This is a genomic window from Pseudomonas sp. B14(2022) (genome assembly GCF_012030485.1).
Taxonomy (GTDB): Bacteria; Pseudomonadota; Gammaproteobacteria; order Pseudomonadales; family Pseudomonadaceae; genus Aquipseudomonas.
This window is the reverse complement of record NZ_JAAUVM010000009.1, coordinates 107,940-122,881: the sequence shown is the minus strand read 5'-3', so window position 1 is coordinate 122,881 and position 14,942 is coordinate 107,940. Positions and strand designations below refer to the sequence as shown.

Below are 14,942 nucleotides of genomic sequence, written 5' to 3'. Positions count from 1 at the left end.
TACGGTACATCAGCCAATTTCTCTTTGACTGACCCACCGCTATCGGGAGCAGGCCCCCTCCCACATTGTGAGCGTGTATGGCCCTGGATCAGTCGTCGAGGGCTTTGACGGACTTGGGCGACAACCGCAGGCTGCGCAAGCTGCGCTTGACGCTCTTGAGGTGGTTGACCAGGCTCGGGCCCCGCGCCATGGCCACGCCCATCGCCAGCACGTCGATCACCACCAGGTGAGCGATACGCGAGGTCAGCGGGGTGTAGATCTCGGTGTCTTCGTGCACATCGATCGCCAGGTTGACCGTGGACAGCTCCGCCAACGGCGTCTGGCTCGGGCACAAGGTAATCAACGTCGCGCCGCTTTCACGCACCAGGTTGGCGGTGATCAGCAGGTCTTTGGAGCGGCCCGACTGGGAAATGCAGATCGCCACGTCGGTCGGCTTCAAGGTCACCGCCGACATCGCCTGCATGTGCGGGTCGCTGTAGGCCGCCGCGGTCAGCAGCAGGCGGAAAAATTTGTGCTGGGCGTCGGCTGCCACCGCACCGGACGCGCCGAAACCATAGAACTCCACACGCTGGGCCTGGGACATGGCGGTCACCGCCTTTTGCAACTCCACCGGGTCAAGCTTCTCGCGCACCTCCATCAGCGTGTGCAAGGTGGTGTCGAAGATTTTCAGGCTGTAGTCGGCGACGGAATCGTCTTCGTGAATCGCAAATTGGCCGAAGCTCGCGCCGGCGGCCAGGCTCTGGGCCAGCTTGAGCTTCAAGTCCTGGAATCCGGAGCAACCGATGGCGCGGCAGAAGCGCACGATGGTCGGCTCGCTGATGCCCACACTGTGGGCCAGATCGGCCATGGAACTGTGCATCACGGCCGCAGGGTCAAGCAGCACGTGATCGGCAACCTTGAGTTCCGATTTGCGTAACAGGTGGCGCGACTGGGCGATATGTTGCAACAGGTTCAAAGGGCAGGACTCTTGTTATTGGCGGGGCCAGGGATGTAGCAAGCTTGTAGTTATACTACAAGAATTGTCGTTTTGCCCGCCCGATGCATCACTAAATCGCCCTGATGCCCTTTGAATCAGCGGGTAGCTGCCTTGTAGCCATATGGGCGTGAGGACTGTCTTCAGGGAAAATCTGCATTGCTGCGTAACAAATCTGCCAGCCCCTCGGCCTCCATCGGCCGACTGATCAGGTAGCCCTGCACCTCATCGCATCGTTCTGTACGCAGGAAATCCAGCTGCTGCTGATCTTCCACGCCTTCGGCCACCACCTTGAGCGCCAAGCCGTGCGCCATCGCAATGATCGCTCGGGTAATAGCGGCGTCTTCCCGCCCCTGGCCGAGGCCGCGGATAAAGGTCTGGTCGATCTTCACGTAATCCACAGGGATACGCTTGAGGTAACTGAGGGATGAATAGCCGGTGCCAAAGTCGTCGATCGCCAGCTTCACGCCCAGGTCCCGCAGTTGCTGGAAGGTCGCAATGATGTGTTCAACACTGTCGAGCAACTGGCTTTCGGTCAGCTCCAGCTCAAGGTATTGCGGGTCCAGGCCGGTCTCTTCCAATACCTGGCGCACCAGGCTGACCAGCTTGCCCTGGCGCAACTGGTGCACCGAGAGGTTCACCGACACGCGGATCGGTGCCAGCCCCTGGCGCTGCCACTCACAGGCCTGCCAGCACGCCTGGCGCAGCACGAATTCGCCCAGCGGTACGATCAGGCCCGTTTCTTCGGCCAGGCCGATAAAGTCGCCTGGCGGCACCATGCCCCATTGCGGGTGCTCCCAGCGGATCAGCGCTTCGGCAGCGTTAAGCTTGCCCGTGGCCAGGCACAGTTTCGGCTGGTAGAACACCGTGAGCTGGCGCTCATCAATGGCCTTGCGCAGATGGTTTTCCAGCTGCAAACGCTCCAGGGTGCTGGCTTGCAGGCTGTCGGTGTAGAACTGGAAGTTATTGCCGCCCAGGTGCTTGGCGTGCTGCATGGCCATGTTCGATTGACTGACCAGCGCAGAAATTTCCCGCGCGTTATCCGGCAACAGACTGATCCCCATCGACGCACTCACCACCAACTCATGCCCTTCTACCGTCACCGGCACCCGCAGCTTGGCCAGCAGCCGCGTGGCCACTCGGGCCAGGCTCGACAGGTTGCCGTAGGCGTCGAACAGCACGGCGAATTCATCGCCGGACAAACGCGCGATGGTGTCGGCCTCGGGCAAGGCATTGATCAACCGACGGGCCATTTTTTGCAGCAACTGGTCGGCCACTTCATGACCCAGGCTGTCATTGAGCAACTTGAAGCGGTCGAGGTTGATATGCAGCAACGCCAGGCTGCGCCCCCCTTGGCGTACACGCTGATGCGCCTCGCGCAGCCGTTCGCGGAACAACGAGCGGTTGGCCAGGCCGGTCAACTCATCGTAGTGGGTGAGGTAGCGCATGCGCTCCTCGGATTCGCGCCGCGCTGACAGATCGGCGAAGAAGCCCACGATATGACTGACCTTTCCCCGAACATCACGAACTACGTTCAGTTGCAGCCACTGCGGATACAACTCGCCGTTCTTGCGTGTTTCCACCAGCTCACCCTGCCAGGTGCCATGGCTGAGCAACGCTTGGCGGATCACCGGGAAGTGGCGCCGGGCGTCGCGGCTGCTGGGCAGCTCGACGACATTGCGACCGAGCATATCGTCGATTTCAAATCCCGTGACACGGCTGAAAGCCTGGTTGACCGCGATCAGCGCGTAGTCCGGGTCAAGGATCACGATGCCTTCGCTGGCTGCCTCGAATACGGTCGAGGCCAACCGCTGCTGCTCTTCCAGGGCTTTGCCGGCGCTGATGTCGCGGCGGGTGCCGAGCATTCGAATCACTCGCCCGCTGGGTGCACGCTCCACGGCGCGACCGCGGTCTTCGATCCATACCCAGTGGCCATCGCCATGGCGCACGCGGTATTCCACCTGGTAATCCTCAGTGCGTCCTTTAAGGTGCTCCACCAGCGCCCGCTTGAGCAGCGGCAGGTCGTCAGGGTGCAGGCGCGGCTTGAGGTGACCGAGCATGGCCGTGACGTGCTCGGGCTCCAGGCCGAACAGCTCCTTGAGCTGGGTGTGATGAACCTCGTCGGTTTGCAGGTTCCAGTCCCACAGGCCCAGTTCACTGGCTTGCAGGGCCATGGCCAGGCGCGCCTCGCTTTTATTCAGGGCTAGGCTGGCGGCGTCCAGTTCCTGGCTGCGTTGCGCCATGCGGTCCTGCAGGCCGACTTGCGCCTCACGCAGCTCCTGCTCAACCTGACGCCGCTGCTCGACTTCGCGCACCAGATCCTGATTCAGTTGCTCGCTGCGCTGCTGCGCCTGCTGCAGATGCTCGATCAATGCCTGGTTCTGGAACCGCCGCAACAGCCCACGCTGGATCAGGCGATTGACCTGCCACGCCACCACGCTCAGGGAGGCCAGCAGGATCAGGCCGAGCACACCCCAGCCCTGTTGCTGCGGGGCGCCACTCCAGAACAGATAGACGATCGCCGGCACCAGGCAGGGCAAGGCAAAGGACAAGAACGCCGGAAAGCTCACTGCGTAGGCGACGCTGGCTGACAACGTCGCCGCACCGATCAGGCCGAACACCCAGGCCTGCTGGATAAAGCTGTCGACCGGCACCAGGGCGATGGCTGCGGTGGCCAAGGTCAGGCCACTGACCGCCGAGCCGAGCATGAACATGCGCCGCCAGATCGGTTGGGCCTGCCGGCTGGGCATGGCTGAATCAAAGGCTGCCACCTGGATCACGCGCATCGCCACCAGGGCCAGCAGCCAGACCAGCCAGATGCTGTCCAGCAGGTATTGCTTGGGGTTCCATAGCAGCCAGGCGCAGACCAGGCCGTTGACCAGCATTAATAAGGTGGGCAGCAATGAGCCCTGGTATAGCAGGCGTGTGCGCTCGACCGCCATCTCGGTGGCGTAATGTTTGCGGATAACCTGCGCGGGCGCCGCCGAGGGGCCGAGCAGGTCGTTGCTGAGAGTCATAGGCAGTGTTCTTATAATGGTGAGCCCGAAACGTCGACGGAGCATACACAAGCAAGCGCTTGGGCCAAACTGCTCCAGATCATAAAAATCATGCTGTGATTGGCCGCAAACCTCGGTGCCAGACCCCTTGAGCGAGGCTCCGCGCGGGCTGTGGGCCATGACTTACCGGTCATCAGTCCTGCCGGAATATTTGCCCCGGCGGGATCACGCGTGACGTTTTGCGTCGACCACCCGGCATTGGGATTTGCCCGAGTCTCCTTAGGCCCATAGAATGCGCCGATGCGCGATGATCTCTCTCTTTTGCTGAACTCTCTCAACGATGCCCAACGCCAGGCCGTAGCGGCCCCCGTTGGCCGTCAGTTGGTCCTGGCCGGTGCTGGCTCCGGTAAAACCCGAGTGCTGGTGCACCGTATCGCCTGGTTGATCCAGGTCGAGAACGCGTCCCCGCACTCCATCCTGTCGGTGACCTTCACCAACAAGGCCGCTGCCGAGATGCGCCATCGCATCGAGCAGTTGATGGGCATCAGCCCGGCCGGCATGTGGGTGGGCACCTTCCACGGCCTGGCACACCGCCTGCTGCGGGCACACTGGCAGGAAGCGGGCCTGGCCCAGACCTTCCAGATCCTCGACAGCGATGACCAGCAACGCCTGGTCAAGCGCGTGATCCGCGAGCTGGGTCTCGACGAGCAGCGCTGGCCGGCGCGCCAGGCCCAGTGGTTTATCAACGGCCAGAAAGACGAAGGCCTGCGCCCGCAGCACATCCAGGCCAGCGGCGATTTGTTCCTGGCCACCATGCGCAGCATCTATGAGGCCTACGAGGCGGCCTGCGCACGCGCCGGTGTCATCGACTTCTCCGAGCTGCTGCTGCGCGCCCTCGACCTGTGGCGCGACAACCCGGGCTTGCTGGCCCATTACCAGAAACGCTTCCGTCACATTCTGGTGGACGAATTCCAGGACACCAACGCCGTGCAGTACGCCTGGTTGCGCCTGCTGGCCAAGGGCGGCGACAGCCTGATGGTGGTGGGCGACGACGACCAGTCGATCTACGGCTGGCGCGGCGCGAAAATCGAGAACATCTACCAGTATTCCGAAGACTTCCCGGACGCGGTCACCATCCGCCTGGAGCAGAACTACCGCTCCACCGCCGGCATCCTCAAGGCCGCCAACGCCTTGATCGCCAATAACACCGGGCGCCTGGGCAAAGAGCTGTGGACCGACGGTGGCGAAGGCGAAGCGATCAACCTGTACGCCGCGTTCAACGAGCACGATGAAGCACGCTACGTGGTGGAAACCATCGAAAGCGCACTGAAAACCGGCCTGGCGCGCAGCGACATCGCGATCCTGTACCGCTCCAACGCCCAATCGCGGGTGCTGGAAGAGGCTTTGCTGCGCGAGCGCATCCCGTACCGCATTTATGGCGGCCAGCGCTTCTTCGAGCGTGCGGAAATCAAGAACGCCATGGCTTACCTGCGTTTGCTCGAAGGCCGTGGCAACGATGCGGCGCTGGAGCGGGTCATCAATATCCCGGCGCGCGGCATCGGTGAGAAAACCGTCGAGGCGATTCGCGACCACGCGCGCCATGCCGATGTGTCGATGTGGGAGTCCATGCGCCTGCTCATCGCCAATAAAGGCCTGACGGGGCGTGCTGCTGGCGCGCTGGGGGTATTTGTCGAGCTGATCGAGAACCTCGCCGCCAAATGTTCGGAAATGCCCCTGCACCTGATGACACAGACGGTGATCGAGCAGTCCGGGCTGATTGCCTATCACGAAGCGGAAAAAGGCGAGAAAGGCCAGGCCCGGGTAGAAAACCTTGAGGAACTGGTCAGCGCCGCCCGCGCGTTCGAAAACACCGAGGAAGACGAAGAGTTGACTCCGCTCGCCGCTTTCCTCGGCCATGCATCCCTGGAAGCCGGCGACACCCAGGCCGATGAGCATGAAGACAGCATCCAGTTGATGACCTTGCACAGCGCCAAGGGCCTGGAGTTCCCGTATGTGTTCCTGGTGGGCATGGAAGAAGGCCTGTTCCCCCACAAGATGAGCCTGGAAGAGCCCGGCCGCCTTGAGGAAGAACGCCGCCTGGCCTACGTAGGCATCACCCGCGCGATGCAGAACCTGGTGATGACCTACGCCGAGACCCGACGCCTCTACGGCAGCGAGACCTACAACAAGGTGTCGCGCTTCGTACGTGAAGTGCCGAAGGGTCTGATCCAGGAAGTGCGCCTGTCCAACAGCGTCAGCCGCCCGTTCGGCGGCGGTCAGCAGCAGAACTCCAGCAGCATGTTCGCCGGTTCCGAGATTCCGGAAACCCCGTTCAGCCTGGGCCAGCAGGTCAAGCATGCGATCTTCGGCGAAGGGGTGATTCTCAACTTCGAAGGCGCCGGTGCCCAGGCACGGGTGCAGGTGAACTTCGCCGAAGGCAGCAAATGGCTGATGATGGGCTACGCGAAGCTCGAAGCGGTCTGAAACATTTGCCAACATGAAGGTTATTGGCCCGCCCTTGTTTTCAACGAGCGCGGGCCAATATCTGTAATAAGTCCTACAGACCATTCTGATTCGGTCTTACGCAAAAGCCCGAAACATTATGTCGCTAGCCACTGTCACTACACCTGTGCAACATGGCGCGCGTGCAATCCACAAATGGGAATTCCCTTTATGAAACGTTTTCTTAGCATCGCCATGGCGTTGTGCATCGGCCTGACGATGAGCCTCGACGCCAACGCCAAACGCTTCGGTGGCGGCAAAAGCTCGGGCGCGGCACCGACTCACCAGACCAGCCAAATGGCTCCATCCGCCGGTGCAGGCGGTGCTGCCGCGACCGCAGGCGCAGCCGGTGCTGCCGGCGCCGCTGCCAAGGCCGGCGGTGCTTCGCGCTGGTTGGGCCCTCTGGCCGGTATCGCGGCCGGTGGCCTGCTCGCTTCCATGTTCATGGGCGACGGCTTCCAGGGCATGCAGATCTTCGACATCCTGATCATGGCGGTCATCGCCTTCCTGGTCTTCCGTTTCATCGCCGCCCGTCGCCGCAAGCAGCAGGAGCAGCTGGCTCCAGCCGGCGGGCCGATGCAGCGTGAAGTGTTCGAACAGAAGCCAGCCATGGGTTCGATCTTCGGTGGTTCGGCAGCGCCTGCCGCAGCCCGCCCGGTGATCAACGCACCGGCCTGGTTCAACGAAGAGCGTTTCATCGAAGCGGCCCGCAGCCACTTCCAGTCCCTGCAGCAGCATTGGGACGCCAACGAAATGGACAAGATCTCCGAGTTCGTGACCCCACAACTGCTGGAGTTCCTCAAGCGCGAACGCGCCGACCTGGGCGACGGCTTCCAGTCGACCTATATCGACGACCTGCGCGTGCAACTGGACGGTGTGGATGATCGTGCCGACAAGACCATCGCAACGTTGACCTTCAGCGGCGTGTCGAAGACTTCGCGTTTCGACCAGGGTGAAGTGTTCAGCGAAAGCTGGAACATGGAACGTGCCCCAGGCGACAACCAGCCATGGCTGGTCGCCGGTATCCGCCAGAACGGCTGATACCCACGCGCTTGAGCAAGCCGTAACAAAAAACCCCGGACCTGTCCGGGGTTTTCTATTTCACGGTTGCACTTATAGCAAGCTACTGTATAAAACCCCCCTATAAACCGCGCCATCAGCAAGAGGATCCCGGACGTGGAAGAAATCATCGAACAATTGCGTGAAGCCAACGAACCGGTTCCGGTTCCCCTGGAACTGCCTGATGAAGATCAGTTGGTGGAAATCGAAGAACAGCTGTTCATCGACATCCCGTTTGTCTTTCGCGAGTTCCTGCTGACCGTCAGCGATGTCGTGTACGGCAGCCTGGAGCCGGTGACCGTCACCGACCCGCAGTCGCACACCTACCTGCCGGACGTGGCCGCCAACGCCTGGGATGCCGGCGTTGACCGCAGCATGATCCCTATCTGCCAGGACGGCGAAGACTACTACTGCGTCGAAGAAGACGGCACTGTGGTGCTGTGGTCCGGCGAAGAAGAACTCGTCACCGAAGAAACCTGGGAATCGGTGTGGCACTGGGCGCGGGACGTCTGGCTGGAAAGCTGACACCTGATCCCCCTGGCGAACGGGCTTGCTGTAGTGAGCGGGCTTGTCCCGCGCCGGACCTCGTAGCGGCCCCCACTAGTGCTCCGGCGTATCCTTATGGTTATCCAGCGTCTCCAGCAAGGCGACCTGCATCCGCGTATGCACACGGATGAACCATCGCCAGAGCACGGCCGCCACCGCCGCCGTGACTGCGGCAATCAGCACCAGCAACTTGTTGGTCGGCAGAATACTGGCCGACAAGGCTGCCAATAGCACAAAGATCACCAGCAGCGACAAAATCGGGATCAGCTCCGCAATCACCCGTCGCACCCGCTGGGTATGTCGCCCGGCCATTTCCGGTTTCACGCTCATCTCCGCCAGCAACATCGACAGCGCCTTGAGCTTGCGGTACGCCGCAATCAGGAACGGCAGCGACAACAGCAATGCCCCACCCCAGATCAACGCCTTCTGCCAACTTGGATCACTGATCCAACCCTCCAGATACCCGCCAATGCGCACCGCGAAAAAGCTTCCGGCGAAGAAAATCGCGATCACCAACGCCAGGTTAACGCCCACCTGCAGGATGATCTTGCGGATCATCGACGCCAGCATTGCGCCCTCGCCCTGAGGCTGAATACTGCGCAACCATTCGCCGTACATGCCAAACACCCGGCTCATGCGCTTTGGCATCACGGCGGCGATCTTCAATGACAAAGGGTCGGCAGCGCGAATCAGGTATGGCGTGAGCAGTGTAGTGATCGCCGAAACGGCCACCGCCACCGGATACAGGAAGTCGCTGGTGACCTGCAAGGTCATGCCCAGCGCGGCGATAATGAAGGAAAACTCGCCAATTTGTGACAGCCCCATGCCTACGCGCAATGAGGTACGGCCGTCATTACCGGCGATAAAGGCACCCAGGCCGCAGGAGAGCATCTTGCCCAGCACCACGGCCACGGTGATCACCGCGATCGGCCAGGCGTATTGCAGGAGAATCTGCGGGTCGATCATCAAGCCGATCGCCACGAAGAAGATCGCGCTGAACATGTCGCGAACCGGCTCGATCAGGCGCTCGATCTTAACCAACTGCCGGGATTCGGCCATGATCGCGCCGATCAGAAACGCCCCCAGCACCATGCTGTACTCCAGCTTGACCACCAGCAGGCAGAAACCGAAACACAGGCCCAGTACGGTGATCAGCAGCATTTCGTTGCTTTCGAACTTGGCCACATAAGCCAGTAGGCGGGGCACCAGCAAAATACCGATGACCAACGCGACGATCATGAACAGCGAGAGCTTGCCGACCGTGGAGAACACCTCGCCGGAACTCACCGTACCGCTGACGGCGATGCTCGACAGCAAGGCAATGATGCCGATGCCGAGGATGTCCTCCACAATCAGCACACCAAAAATCAGTTGGGCGAAGCGCTGGTTTTTCATCTTCAGGTCATTGAGTGCCTTCACGATGATGGTGGTAGAGGAAATCGCCAGGATCGCGCCGAGGAACAGCGAGTCCATGGTGTTCCAGTCGAACCAGCGGCCAATCTCGTAGCCGATCCAGATCATCAGGATGATTTCCAGGAAGGCCGCGATAAACGCCGTGGCCCCCACCTTGAACAGTTTGCGCAGGCTGAACTCCAGGCCCAGGCAGAACATCAGGAAGATGACCCCCAGCTCGGCGAGGGTCTTGATGGTGTCTTCGTCGTGGATCAGGCCGAACGGCGGTGTGTGCGGGCCAATGATGAAGCCGGCGACGATGTACCCCAGCACCACGGGTTGCTTGAGGCGGTGAAACAGGACGGTGACCACCCCTGCCACCAGCATGATCACGGCCAAGTCCTGAATAAAGCTGATGGCGTGCATGGCGAGGGGCTCCTTGAGGGTACTGGCGCTTTTCCCACTTCCGCACGCGCCTTTGAAAAATCGCAAAGTGCGGAAGGAAAAGTCTGCCTTAATCGTAAGAAATGCCCTGAGATGGGCTTTTGAAGGTTAACACCGCGACTTCCGCCGGAAAGCCGGTGCAATATATGGAAACAGATCGGTGAACGCGTGACGGCAAGCCGCCCACCGGCGTCCCGTAAGGGATGGCGCTGCAAAGATCCCAGCACCCGCAGAGGTGCCCCCCAACCAATGCCTACAACCCGTGAGTGTGCTATGGAACCCGGAAACGCCCAGCTGTCGATGACGGTATTGATGACCCCTGACATGGCCAACTTCTCAGGCAATGTCCACGGCGGCACCTTGCTCAAGTACCTCGACGAAGTGGCCTACGCCTGCGCGAGCCGTTATGCCGGTCGCTATGTGGTGACGTTGTCGGTGGATCAGGTGATTTTTCGCGAGCCGATCCATGTCGGCGAGCTGGTGACATTCCTTGCATCGGTCAACTACACCGGCAATACGTCGATGGAAGTGGGCATCAAGGTAGTGACCGAGAACATCCGCGAGCGCTCGGTACGTCATACCAACAGCTGTTTCTTCACCATGGTGGCCGTGGACGACCAGCGCAAACCCGCTGCCGTACCGCCGCTGCAACCGCACAACAGCGAAGACAAGCGCCGGTTCGTGCAGGCCCAGCAGCGCCGGCAGATCCGCCAGGAGCTGGAGAAGCGCTACCAGGAAATCAAGGCTGACGCGCTGTAAGTCCGGGACTGTAAACCCTCCCGCACTTACAGGCTGATCGGCGTCGCCTCGAAACGTACGCGAGGATGGGCGATGCGGTCCTGGGCGCGTACCAGTTCCAACTCGTAACTGGCGCAGGCCTGGGTTTCCAGCAGCACTTCGTGCACCGCCGCGGCCGTGAACTCAAAAGCCGCCAGCAGACTGTCACCCAGCAACACCCGCGCCAGGAACAGCCCCGACGTCAGGTCGCCCACGCCCACCGGCTGGCGCGGGAACGCCAGCAGCGGCCGACGCAGGTGCCAGCTGCCCTCGGCGGTTACCAGCAGCATCTCGAAACCGTCCGGCAACTTGCCCGGGTAATCCAGGTGCTTGACCAGTACCGCCTTCGGGCCACGGGCCAGCAATGCCTTGGCCATGCCCAGGCAGTCGAACAGCGATTGCGGCTTACGCCCGGCAAAGCTGTCCAGTTCCAGTTGGTTGGGGCACAGGAAGTCGGCCATGGCCGCAGCTTCATCCAGCAGGAAATCGCTGACTTCCTGCGGCACGATGCAGCCCTTTTCCGGATGGCCCATCACCGGGTCGCACAGGTACAGGGCCTTGGGGTTGATGGCCTTGATGCGCGCCACACCGGTAAGAATCGCGCGGCCCTGATCCGCACTGCCCAGGTAGCCGGACAGGATCGCATCGCAGTTGCCCAGCTCGCCGATGGCGGCAATGCCTTCCACCAGCGCAGGAATCTGCTGCGGCGCCAACACTTCGCCCGCCCACTGACCATACTGCGTATGGTTGGAGAACTGCACCGTGTTCAGCGGCCAGACATTTACCCCGACCCGCTGCATGGGGAACACGGCGGCGCTGTTTCCGGCGTGGCCAAAGACCACATGAGACTGGATCGCAAGCAGATGAGGTGTGCGTTTCATGCAGGGGATTTCCGTAAAGCCATTGAAATTCTGGCCGCGCAGTATGCGACTAAACGCAGCCTGTACGACAGGCCGACGACACAGTTAAGCTGCTCTCACTTTGTTGGAGTTTTTCGCATGCTCACCCTGGGAAACATCTTCGTGTTGATGCTGCTGGCGACCGGTGCCGCCTGGGTATGGCACAACCACGGCCTGCGAGAGCGGGCGCTGGCGCGGGTCAAGCAGCATTGTGCCAAGCTCGATATCGAATTGCTCGACGGCGCCGTGGCGTTAAAGCGCATCGGTTTTGTGAAGGATGCCAACGGTCGGCGGCGTCTGGCGCGTATCTACAATTTCGAGTTCACCGTCACAGGCGAGACTCGTCACAGCGGGACCATCACACAATTCGGTGCCCACAGCGCGCAGATCGAACTGGCGCCCTACCCGTTCGAGGTCAAGGAAGCGCTGCCCAGCGCCAATGTGATCGAGCTGAGCCAATGGCGCCAGGACCACGCCACCAAGAACCGTCAGTAACGGCAGGCAGCCAGTGCGGCCTGCAATGCGGCCACGTCCTGTGGTGCGCTGAAGATCAGTTCGATACGTGAGTCGCGACGCCATTCGCTGGGTTGCCAGACGAGCTGGCTGTTATCCACAGCGTTGGCCGAGATCCACCCATCACGGCTGTGGATAACCAGTTTGGCGCGGCACCACTCAAGCCCTGTCAGCCACAGGTGCAGACGCTCGGAATCGAATTGCTGGCTCGGGTGCCAGCGCCAACCGATACTCCAACCGCCCTCCTGGGCCTGACTCAGGCAGATCGGCACTGCCGGATCGCTCCAGATAGCCGGCAATTGAGCCAGCCCCTTAGGCACGGCGAAGTTATCCACAGCAGCTTCAGCCTGTGCATTCAAGCCTGGCAGTTTGCCGAGCGGCACGTGCGCCTGTTGGGTCCAATAAATATCGCGGTCGGGTAGCTGTCGTTCGACCGCCTCGCGTTGCCCAGCATCCAGCCCCTCATCCTTGTTCAGCACCAACAGTCCGGCACTGGCCAACGCTTCCTGCTGCGTTGGCGGTAAGGGTTTGCCCGCTGCCAGCGCCTGGGCATCCAGCACCAGCACACAGGGCTGAACCGCCAGCACCTGCTGCCACGGCGCTTCGCGCAACTGCTTGAGCAACTGCGCAGGATGGCCCAGGCCCGAGGGTTCGATAAACAACCGATCCGGATTGGCCTTACGCAGCAACCGGCCCAGGCCTACCTGGAACGGTGCGCCATTCACACAGCAGAGGCAGCCACCGGCAACTTCACCGAGGGCAATGCCGTCGTCATCCAGGGTCAGCAGTGCAGCGTCCAGGCCGATCTGGCCGAACTCGTTGATCAACACCGCCCAGCGCTCGTTGGCCGGGCGTTGGGCGAGCAGGTGCTTGATCAGGCTGGTCTTGCCGGCGCCCAAGGGCCCGGCAATTACGTGGGTGGGAATGTTCTGCAGCATGAGAGCCATCGTTCGGACCGTGTAGAGCGTTTGATCCTACGCGGTTACGCGAGCCAATCCAGCGTCAGAATCAATCGGCGCTCATCCGCTTTCAGCGCGGGGGAGCGATGGATCAGGCCGTGGTCTTCGTTGCCATGCCATTTAGTGCCTTTGAGCAGCGCCACTTCACCGCACTGGATCTGTTCGATGCACTGGCTCGGTTCGGCGTCCGGTTGGCTGAGCTTGCGGCGGTCCATCACCCCTTCGCGCAACCACTGGCTGCCGATGCCGGCATAGGTGGTGATCAGCCGCACCGGCACATGGTCAACGTGAAAACGGGGGCACATGGCTTTATCCAGCAACCGCAGGCGCACACCGATGCGCTTGGCGCCGAGCAGGCACGCAAAGGCGCTGACCAGCCACGACACATCGGCGATAAAACCTTCGTAGCCTTCAAGATCGCGGTAACTGGACGCCAGACCGCGCAAGTTCGGCTCGGCGTCCTCTCTGTTGAGTTCGATCACCAAGGACTCGGCCAACGGCTCATTGAGCGCCACCAGCAAAGTGCCGAATTCGGCGATATGCAACGGCAATTGACGCTGCCACAGCGCCAGGTTCACGCCATCTTCGAGAATATCGGACAGCGCCAGCGGGGTGTCACCACTGGTCTGGCGAACCACGGGGCGCAAGGGGATAACCGGTGCCAACATCAGGCAACCTCTTCGTACCAGGGACCAAACGGATCAGCCAGCAGGCGCCAACCTTCGACGCCCAGGGCCATTTCTTCATCGGTGAGCAAGCACGCGTCCAACTCGGTACGCATCCGCGCGAAGTCGATGTTCTGTCCGATAAACACCAGTTCCTGACGGCAGTCGCCGGTACTGAGCTGCCAGTTACCCATGATTGCCGCGACGCTTTCTTCGTCTTGGGGCCATTGGCTTTTCGGCACAAAGCGCCACCAGCGTCCGGCAAACCCGTGGCGCATCAAGCCACCGGCCTGGGACCAACTGCCCGCATCCTGATGCTTGCTGGCCAGCCAGAAAAAGCCCTTGGAACGCAGCAATTTACCGTTGACCCAAGGCCGGTCGATAAAGTCGAAGAAGCGTTGCGGATGGAAGGGGCGCCGTGCGCGATAAGCGGTGGACGCGATGCCGTACTCTTCGGTTTCCGGCACATGTTCACCACGCAACTCCTGCAACCAGCCTGGCGCTTGCGCGGCGCGTTCGAAGTCGAAGCGGCCGGTGTTGAGGATCTTGTTCAGCGGCACTTCGCCCATGACCATCGGGATGATTTCCGCCTGGGCATTGAGGCGCTCAAGGATCGCCATCAGCTCTTCGCGCTCACAGCTGCTGATCAGGTCGATCTTGCTGATCAGGATCACGTCGGCGAATTCGATCTGCTCAATCAACAGGTCGGTGATCGAGCGTTCGTCCTCCTCTCCAAGGGTTTCGCCCCGTGAGGCGAGGCTTTCGGCAGCCTGGTAGTCGAGCAGGAAGTTCATGCCGTCGACCACGGTGACCATGGTGTCCAAGCGCGCGATGTCGGCCAGGCTTTGCTCGTTTTCATCACGGAAGGTGAAGGTTTCAGCCACCGGCAACGGCTCGGAGATACCGGTGGATTCGATCAACAGGTAATCGAAGCGACCTTCCTTGGCGAGTTTTCCGACTTCTTCGAGCAAGTCTTCACGCAAGGTGCAGCAGATACAGCCGTTGCTCATCTCCACCAGTTTTTCTTCGGAACGGTTGAGGGTGACGTCACGCTGCACCTCGCTGCCGTCGATGTTGATTTCGCTCATGTCGTTGACGATCACCGCCACGCGCAGGTTTTCGCGGTTGCGCAGGACGTAGTTGAGCAGCGTGCTTTTACCGGCGCCGAGAAAGCCGGACAACACGGTAACGGGGAGACGATTGGGCATCAGGTAATC

At 61.2% G+C, this 14,942-nt stretch carries 12 protein-coding genes; 5 read left to right on the top strand and 7 right to left on the bottom strand.

Annotation, left to right across the window (positions count from 1 at the left end; genetic code table 11):
- Nucleotides 1-88: 88 nt before the first annotated feature.
- Complete coding sequence (gene hexR / locus HCF10_RS15570; protein ID WP_010168370.1) at nucleotides 89-955, bottom strand: transcriptional regulator HexR; 867 nt, start codon at nucleotides 953-955, stop codon at nucleotides 89-91.
- Nucleotides 956-1,116: 161 nt separating this feature from the next.
- The gene (locus tag HCF10_RS15565; protein ID WP_167655901.1) at nucleotides 1,117-3,990 is read right to left on the bottom strand and encodes an EAL domain-containing protein; all 2,874 of its coding nucleotides are present in this window, start codon (nucleotides 3,988-3,990) and stop codon (nucleotides 1,117-1,119) included.
- A 279-nt stretch (nucleotides 3,991-4,269) separates the two neighbouring features.
- Between HCF10_RS15565 and uvrD the strand changes: the two genes are divergently transcribed.
- From uvrD to HCF10_RS15550, 3 genes are all read left to right on the top strand, one after another.
- Nucleotides 4,270-6,453, top strand: a complete 2,184-nt coding sequence (gene uvrD, locus HCF10_RS15560) for a DNA helicase II (protein ID WP_131697706.1) — start codon at nucleotides 4,270-4,272, stop codon at nucleotides 6,451-6,453.
- Between the two features lie 189 nt (nucleotides 6,454-6,642).
- A complete protein-coding gene (locus HCF10_RS15555; protein WP_167655900.1) occupies nucleotides 6,643-7,512 on the top strand; it encodes a Tim44 domain-containing protein in 870 nt (289 codons plus the stop codon).
- 135 nt (nucleotides 7,513-7,647) lie between these two features.
- Nucleotides 7,648-8,055, top strand: a complete 408-nt coding sequence (locus HCF10_RS15550) for an SMI1/KNR4 family protein (protein WP_131697708.1) — start codon at nucleotides 7,648-7,650, stop codon at nucleotides 8,053-8,055.
- 75 nt (nucleotides 8,056-8,130) lie between these two features.
- Here HCF10_RS15550 and HCF10_RS15545 read toward each other — a convergent pair whose 3' ends face one another.
- Nucleotides 8,131-9,894 (bottom strand): cation:proton antiporter, encoded by a 1,764-nt coding sequence (locus HCF10_RS15545; RefSeq protein WP_131697709.1) that lies wholly within the window; start codon nucleotides 9,892-9,894, stop codon nucleotides 8,131-8,133.
- A gap of 291 nt (nucleotides 9,895-10,185) precedes the next feature.
- Between HCF10_RS15545 and HCF10_RS15540 the strand changes: the two genes are divergently transcribed.
- Nucleotides 10,186-10,671, top strand: a complete 486-nt coding sequence (locus tag HCF10_RS15540) for an acyl-CoA thioesterase (protein WP_003177014.1) — start codon at nucleotides 10,186-10,188, stop codon at nucleotides 10,669-10,671.
- A 26-nt stretch (nucleotides 10,672-10,697) separates the two neighbouring features.
- Here HCF10_RS15540 and pdxY read toward each other — a convergent pair whose 3' ends face one another.
- Nucleotides 10,698-11,570, bottom strand: a complete 873-nt coding sequence (gene pdxY, locus HCF10_RS15535; RefSeq protein WP_027608215.1) for a pyridoxal kinase PdxY — start codon at nucleotides 11,568-11,570, stop codon at nucleotides 10,698-10,700.
- Between the two features lie 117 nt (nucleotides 11,571-11,687).
- On the opposite strand from pdxY, the gene HCF10_RS15530 reads away from it, so the two are divergent.
- Entirely contained in the window at nucleotides 11,688-12,083 is a 396-nt protein-coding gene (locus HCF10_RS15530) for a DUF3301 domain-containing protein (protein ID WP_065926772.1), read from the top strand.
- Here HCF10_RS15530 and HCF10_RS15525 read toward each other — a convergent pair.
- Genes HCF10_RS15525 through zigA form a run of 3 tightly spaced genes read right to left on the bottom strand, consistent with a single transcriptional unit; the run spans nucleotide 12,077 to nucleotide 14,933 of the window.
- Nucleotides 12,077-13,039 (bottom strand): CobW family GTP-binding protein, encoded by a 963-nt coding sequence (locus HCF10_RS15525; RefSeq protein WP_167655899.1) that lies wholly within the window; start codon nucleotides 13,037-13,039, stop codon nucleotides 12,077-12,079. The two genes, HCF10_RS15530 and HCF10_RS15525, sit on opposite strands and share 7 nt — an antisense overlap.
- A 44-nt stretch (nucleotides 13,040-13,083) precedes the next feature.
- Nucleotides 13,084-13,728, bottom strand: a complete 645-nt coding sequence (locus tag HCF10_RS15520) for a DUF1826 domain-containing protein (protein ID WP_167655898.1) — start codon at nucleotides 13,726-13,728, stop codon at nucleotides 13,084-13,086.
- Nucleotides 13,728-14,933 (bottom strand): zinc metallochaperone GTPase ZigA, encoded by a 1,206-nt coding sequence (gene zigA, locus HCF10_RS15515; protein WP_167655897.1) that lies wholly within the window; start codon nucleotides 14,931-14,933, stop codon nucleotides 13,728-13,730. Before zigA ends, HCF10_RS15520 begins: the two co-directional genes overlap by 1 nt.
- Nucleotides 14,934-14,942: the final 9 nt, after the last annotated feature.

Excerpts from the sequence above, each read along its gene's own strand:
- HCF10_RS15565 (WP_167655901.1), bottom strand. The coding sequence starts at position 3,990 with ATGACTCTCAGCAACGACCTGCTCGGCCCCTCGGCGGCGCCCGCGCAG.
- uvrD (WP_131697706.1), top strand. The coding sequence starts at position 4,270 with ATGCGCGATGATCTCTCTCTTTTGCTGAACTCTCTCAACGATGCCCAA.
- HCF10_RS15555 (WP_167655900.1), top strand. The coding sequence starts at position 6,643 with ATGAAACGTTTTCTTAGCATCGCCATGGCGTTGTGCATCGGCCTGACG.
- HCF10_RS15545 (WP_131697709.1), bottom strand. The coding sequence starts at position 9,894 with ATGCACGCCATCAGCTTTATTCAGGACTTGGCCGTGATCATGCTGGTG.
- HCF10_RS15540 (WP_003177014.1), top strand. The coding sequence starts at position 10,186 with ATGGAACCCGGAAACGCCCAGCTGTCGATGACGGTATTGATGACCCCT.
- pdxY (WP_027608215.1), bottom strand. The coding sequence starts at position 11,570 with ATGAAACGCACACCTCATCTGCTTGCGATCCAGTCTCATGTGGTCTTT.
- HCF10_RS15530 (WP_065926772.1), top strand. The coding sequence starts at position 11,688 with ATGCTCACCCTGGGAAACATCTTCGTGTTGATGCTGCTGGCGACCGGT.
- HCF10_RS15525 (WP_167655899.1), bottom strand. The coding sequence starts at position 13,039 with ATGCTGCAGAACATTCCCACCCACGTAATTGCCGGGCCCTTGGGCGCC.
- HCF10_RS15520 (WP_167655898.1), bottom strand. The coding sequence starts at position 13,728 with ATGTTGGCACCGGTTATCCCCTTGCGCCCCGTGGTTCGCCAGACCAGT.
- zigA (WP_167655897.1), bottom strand. The coding sequence starts at position 14,933 with ATGCCCAATCGTCTCCCCGTTACCGTGTTGTCCGGCTTTCTCGGCGCC.